This window comes from Streptomyces aureus, assembly GCF_001418135.1.
Lineage (GTDB): Bacteria > Actinomycetota > Actinomycetes > Streptomycetales > Streptomycetaceae > Streptomyces > Streptomyces aureus_A.
Window position 1 is genome coordinate 1 of the sequence record NZ_LIPQ01000123.1, and the last position, 4,933, is coordinate 4,933.

The 4,933-nt window shown below is 73.4% G+C and carries 7 protein-coding genes; all 7 read left to right on the plus strand.

Going from position 1 to position 4,933, the window contains the following annotated elements:
- Window positions 1-47 precede the first annotated feature (47 nt).
- The gene (locus AOK00_RS12600; RefSeq protein WP_055600408.1) at window positions 48-992 is read left to right on the plus strand and encodes a VOC family protein; all 945 of its coding nucleotides are present in this window, start codon (window positions 48-50) and stop codon (window positions 990-992) included.
- Complete coding sequence (locus AOK00_RS12605; protein ID WP_055600409.1) at window positions 989-1,786, plus strand: aspartate dehydrogenase domain-containing protein; 798 nt, start codon at window positions 989-991, stop codon at window positions 1,784-1,786. Before AOK00_RS12600 ends, AOK00_RS12605 begins: the two co-directional genes overlap by 4 nt.
- Window positions 1,783-2,610 (plus strand): alpha/beta fold hydrolase, encoded by an 828-nt coding sequence (locus AOK00_RS12610; protein WP_254047348.1) that lies wholly within the window; start codon window positions 1,783-1,785, stop codon window positions 2,608-2,610. The genes AOK00_RS12605 and AOK00_RS12610 overlap by 4 nt, the downstream gene beginning before the upstream one ends.
- Complete coding sequence (locus tag AOK00_RS12615) at window positions 2,601-3,122, plus strand: cupin domain-containing protein (protein ID WP_055600410.1); 522 nt, start codon at window positions 2,601-2,603, stop codon at window positions 3,120-3,122. The genes AOK00_RS12610 and AOK00_RS12615 overlap by 10 nt, the downstream gene beginning before the upstream one ends.
- Complete coding sequence (locus tag AOK00_RS12620) at window positions 3,115-3,870, plus strand: SDR family oxidoreductase (RefSeq protein ID WP_079041971.1); 756 nt, start codon at window positions 3,115-3,117, stop codon at window positions 3,868-3,870. Before AOK00_RS12615 ends, AOK00_RS12620 begins: the two co-directional genes overlap by 8 nt.
- A gap of 18 nt (window positions 3,871-3,888) precedes the next feature.
- Complete coding sequence (locus tag AOK00_RS12625; RefSeq protein ID WP_055600411.1) at window positions 3,889-4,680, plus strand: SDR family oxidoreductase; 792 nt, start codon at window positions 3,889-3,891, stop codon at window positions 4,678-4,680.
- Window positions 4,681-4,689: 9 nt separating this feature from the next.
- On the plus strand, window positions 4,690-4,933 hold a 244-nt coding region (locus tag AOK00_RS12630), incomplete at its 3' end, for a thiamine pyrophosphate-binding protein (protein ID WP_254047349.1).

Consider the following 4,933-nt stretch of genomic DNA (forward strand, 5'->3'; position numbering starts at 1 on the left):
CCGCCCGAACCCGCCGGCCGGGCCCGCCCGCCCGACTGGAGAGACCCATGCAACCGTCACCGCCCGGCCCGATCGCCCGGCTCCGCTCCCTGCGGTACGTCGAGCTGCACACGCCCGCCTTCACCGAGGCCGCCGACTTCTACGAGGAGGTCTGGGGGCTCGAGACCGTCGAGTCCGACAGCGGCGCGCGGTGGCTGCGTGGCACCGGCGACGAGCACCACGTCCTGCACCTGACCCGACGCGAGCGCGTGGGCCTCGGCCGGCTCGCCTTCGCCGTCGCCACCCCCGCCGAGGTCGACGAGGCCGCCCGGCGCCTCGAAGCACGGGGCATCGTCCCCGTCTTCGGCCCCGGCCCCCTCGACCAGGCCGGCGGCGGACACGGCCTGCGGTTCACCGACCCCGAGGGGCGCCTCGTCGAGATCAGCGCCCAGGTCGAGGCGGTCGTCCCCCGCGGACGGGACGGCGCCGTGCCCGTCGGGGTCACCCACGCCGTGCTCAACACCGTCGACATCGACGCCGCCGTCGCCTTCTACCGCGAGGTGCTCGGACTGCGCGTCTCCGACTGGTCCGAGCACCAGATGGCGTTCCTGCGCTGCAACGCCGACCACCACTGCATCGCCTTCAACCAGGCCGAGTGGACCTCGCTCAACCACGTGGCGTACGAGATGAGCTCGCTCGACCACTTCATGCGCGGCCTCGGCCGGCTCCGCCACCACGGCATCACCCCCCAGTGGGGACCCGGCCGCCACGGCCCCGGCAACAACACCTTCTCCTACTTCACCGACCCGTCCGGGCTCGTCTGCGAGTACACCTCCGAGGTCGCCCAGATCGTCGAGGACACCTGGATCGCCCGCGTGTGGCGACGGGTCCCGGAGCTCTCCGACCTGTGGGGCACGGCAGGCCCGCCGTCGAAGGAGATCCGCTGCCGCATGGCGGGCACGCCGGACCCCGGCCCGCTCGCCCCCGTCGACGCGAGGAAGGACAACGCATGAGCACCGTACGCAAGGTCGGAGTGGTCGGCTGGGGCGCGATCGGCCGGATCGTCGGCACCGCGCTCGCCGACGGTCAGGTGGACGGCGCCGAGCTGGTGTGCGTCGTCGACAACCGTCCGCTCGGCGACGCGGCGCCCGCCCCCCAGGTCCCCTTCGAGGAGGCGCTGGAGCTCTGCGACCTGATCGTGGAGGCCGCCGGCCAGGGAGTCGTACGGGAGTGGGGCGAGCGCGTGCTCGCCTCCGGCACCGACCTGCTCGTCGCCTCCAGCGGCGCGCTGACCGACGAGGAACTCGCGAAGCGGCTGCTCGCGGCGGGACCGGGCCGGGTGTACTTCACCGGCGGCGCCGTCGGCGGACTCGACCTGCTCCAGGCCGCCCGCTCCCTCGGGCCCCTGGACGAGGTCCGGCTGACCACCACCAAACTGCCCTCGACCCTCGAACAGCCCTGGATGGACGAGGAGTTGCTCGCCCGGATGCGGACGGCGACCGGCCCGGTGGAGGTCATGACCGGCACCGCGCGCGAGGTCCCGGCGAAGTTCCCCAAGTCGACGAACGTGGCCGCATCGGTCGCGCTGGCCGTCGGCGACCTGGACGCTGTGCGGGTCCGGGTCGTCGCCGACCCCGCGGCACATCACACGCGCCATGTGATCGAGGCGTCCGGCACACACGGGGCGTACCGCTTCGAGGTCGCGCACCTGCCCGACCCGGGCAACCCGGCCACCAGCCAGGTGGTGCCGTACGCGGTCCTGCGCGGCCTCGCCGCGCTCGCCGGGCGGACGGGGCAGATCCTGTGAGCGCCGACGTGCCCGCCCAGGCCGCCACCGACGTCCACGTCCAGGAGGCCGGCAGCCACGGACCCCTCCTCCTGTGCCTGCACGGCATCGGCTCCTCGTCGGCCGCCTTCGCCCCCCAGCTCGCCGAACTCTCCGCCTACGCGCGGGTCGTCGCCTGGGACGCGCCCGGGTACGCCCGGTCGCCCGACCCCGAAGTACCCCTCACCCTCGACGACTTCGCGGACACGGCGGCCCGGCTGATCCGGGAGCGCGGCGGCAGCGCCCATGTGCTCGGCGTCTCCTGGGGCGGCGTGATCGCCCTGCGGCTCGCCGTCCGCCACCCGGACCTCGTCGCCTCGGTGATCGTCGCCGACTCCAGCACCGGCTCGGGCACGGACGCGACGAAGGCGGCGGGCATGCGGGCCCGCGCCACCGAGCTCGCCGAACTCGGCCCGCGCGCCTTCGCCGAGGCCCGCGGACCCCGCCTGGTGTCACCCGGAGCCCCGGCCGACCTCGTCCGGCGGATCGTCGACACCATGGCCGCCTCGGTACGGCTCCCGGGCTACGCCCACGCCGCCGAGTCCATGGCCTCCGCCGATCTCCGCGCCGAACTCCCCACGGTCGCCGCGCCCTCGCTCGTCCTCTGCGGTGACCAGGACACGGTCACCGGCATCGAGGCGAGCCAGGACATCGCCGGAGCCCTCCACAAGACCGCCTTCGTGATCGTCAAGGACGCCGGTCACCTGGCCAACCAGGAGCAGCCCGAGCGCTTCAACGCCTGGGTCCTCTCCCACCTCCGCATCACCGCACGCATCCCCGAACAGGAGCTGTCCCCATGCCTCTGACCACCACCGCGTACGACAACGGCGACGACCTCGCCGCGTACACCGACTCCCTCATCGCCACCAAGGCCTCCCGGGTCGCCGACTTCGACACCCTCTCCTTCCAGGAGAAGGCCGGCCCGCAGTACCGCCGCGGCCAGATCCGCTACGTCGGATCCGGCGCCACCGGCAACCACGAGGGCGACAGCCGCATCCTCCCGTCCGGCGGCTTCACCTTCTCCAACATGCTGCTGCCGCCCGGCGCCGAGGGCCCGGCCCACACCCACCACGACGTCGAAGAGGCCTTCTTCGTCCTGGAGGGCGAGGTCAAGGTCGGCATCCACCGCGGCCCCGACGAGGTGGAGTACCGGACCCTCGGCTACCGCGACATGATCGTCGTCCCGGCCGGCGTGACCCGCTCCCTGAAGAACGAGGGAGACACCGACGCCCTCTTCTGCGTCGTCATCGGCACGCGGAAGCCGCAGGTCCCGACCTACCCCGAGTACTCGCCGATGCACGGCGTCACCCGTGGCTGACCTGCCCCCGGCCGACGCGCGCACCGTCGTCGTCACCGGAGCGGGCCGTGGCCTGGGACTGGCCCTGGCCCGCCGGGCGGGCGAGGACGGCTTCCGCGTCGTCGTCGCCGAACTGGACCGGGAGCGGGGCGAGCAGGCGGCCGCGGAACTGCGCGCGGAGGGCCTCGACGCCCGCTTCGTACGCTGCGACGTCGCCGACCCGGAATCGGTGGCCGCGCTGGCGGCCGCCGTGCGGGCGATCGGCCCGCTGTACGGCCTGGTCAACAACGCCGCGCTCGCCAACGGCGTGGGCGGCAAGGAGTTCCAGGACATCGACATCGAGGTGTGGGACCGGCTGATGACGGTCAACGCCCGCGGCCCCTGGCTCGTCTCCAAGGCCCTCCACCCGCTCTTCGCGGCTCCCGGCCGGATCGTCAACATCGCCTCGGACGCCGCCCTCTACGGCTCCCCGCGCCTCGCCCACTACATCGCCTCCAAGGGAGCGGTCATCGCCCTCACCCGGGCCATGGCACGCGAACTCGGCGACAAGGGGATCACCGTCAACGCGGTCGCTCCCGGACTCACCGAGTGCGAGGCGACCGAGACCGTGCCCGCCGAGCGGCACGACCTCTACCGCGCGAACCGGGCCGTCTCCCGGCCGCAGCAGCCGGACGACCTCACCGGGATCGTCTCCCATCTGCTCGGCGAGGAGTCCCGCTATCTGACCGGACAGGTGATCGCCGTCAACGGCGGCTTCACCATGAACTGACAAGCAGGAGAACCCGTTATGGATCTGGGCCTCGCCGACCGCACCATCGTGGTCACCGGCGGCAGCTCGGGCGTCGGCCTGGCCACGGTCCGCGCCCTGCTCGACGAGGGCGCCCGCGTCGCCACCTGCGGCCGTGACGCCGACCGTCTCGCCGAAGCCGCCGCCGGGCTCGGCGTCGCCGGACGCGACCGCCTGCTCACCGGCGTCTGCGACGTCCGGGACGCCGACGCCGTGGACCGCTTCGTCCGGGCCGCCGCCGACACCTTCGGCGGCATCGACGGACTCGTCAACAACGCCGGACAGTCCCGTATGAAAGGGCTCGACGACTCGACGGCCGAGGACTGGCGCGACGAACTGGAGCTCAAGTTCGCCGGGGTGCTGAACCCCCTGCGCGCCGCCCGGCCGTTCCTCGCCCGCTCCGCGGCCGCCGGCGTCGTCAACATCAACGCGGTCCTCGCCAAGCAGCCCGAGCCCCGCCTGATCACCACCAGCGCCGCCCGCGCCGGCATCCTCAACCTCTCCAAGTCCCTGTCGGCCGAACTCGCCGCCGACGGCATCCGGGTCAACTCCGTGTGCCTGGGCCTCATCGACACCGGCCAGTGGACCCGCCGCCACGCCGCGGCCGCCACCGGCACGAGCTACGAGGACTGGCAGGCCGAACTGGCCGCCGACCGGGGCGTCGCCCTCGGCCGCCTCGGCCGGGCGGAGGAGGTCGCCTACGCGGTCGTCACCCTGCTCTCGCCCCGCGCCTCGTACATCACCGGCACCAGCATCGACGTCTGCGGCGGCGTCGGCCGCTCCATCCTCTGAGGAGACACCATGCGTCACGACAACGGAGGCGATCTCCTCGTCGCCGTCCTGCGCGAACTCGGCATCGACACCGTCTTCGGCATCGTCAGCGTGCACAACCTGCCGCTCGTCGAGGCCGTCGACCGCGAACTCCGCTTCGTTCCCGTACGCCACGAGGCATCGGCCGTGAACGCCGCCGACGCCTACGGCCGGGCCCGCGGCTCCCTCGGCTGCGCCCTGACCTCCACCGGAACCGGCGCCGGCAACGCCGCCG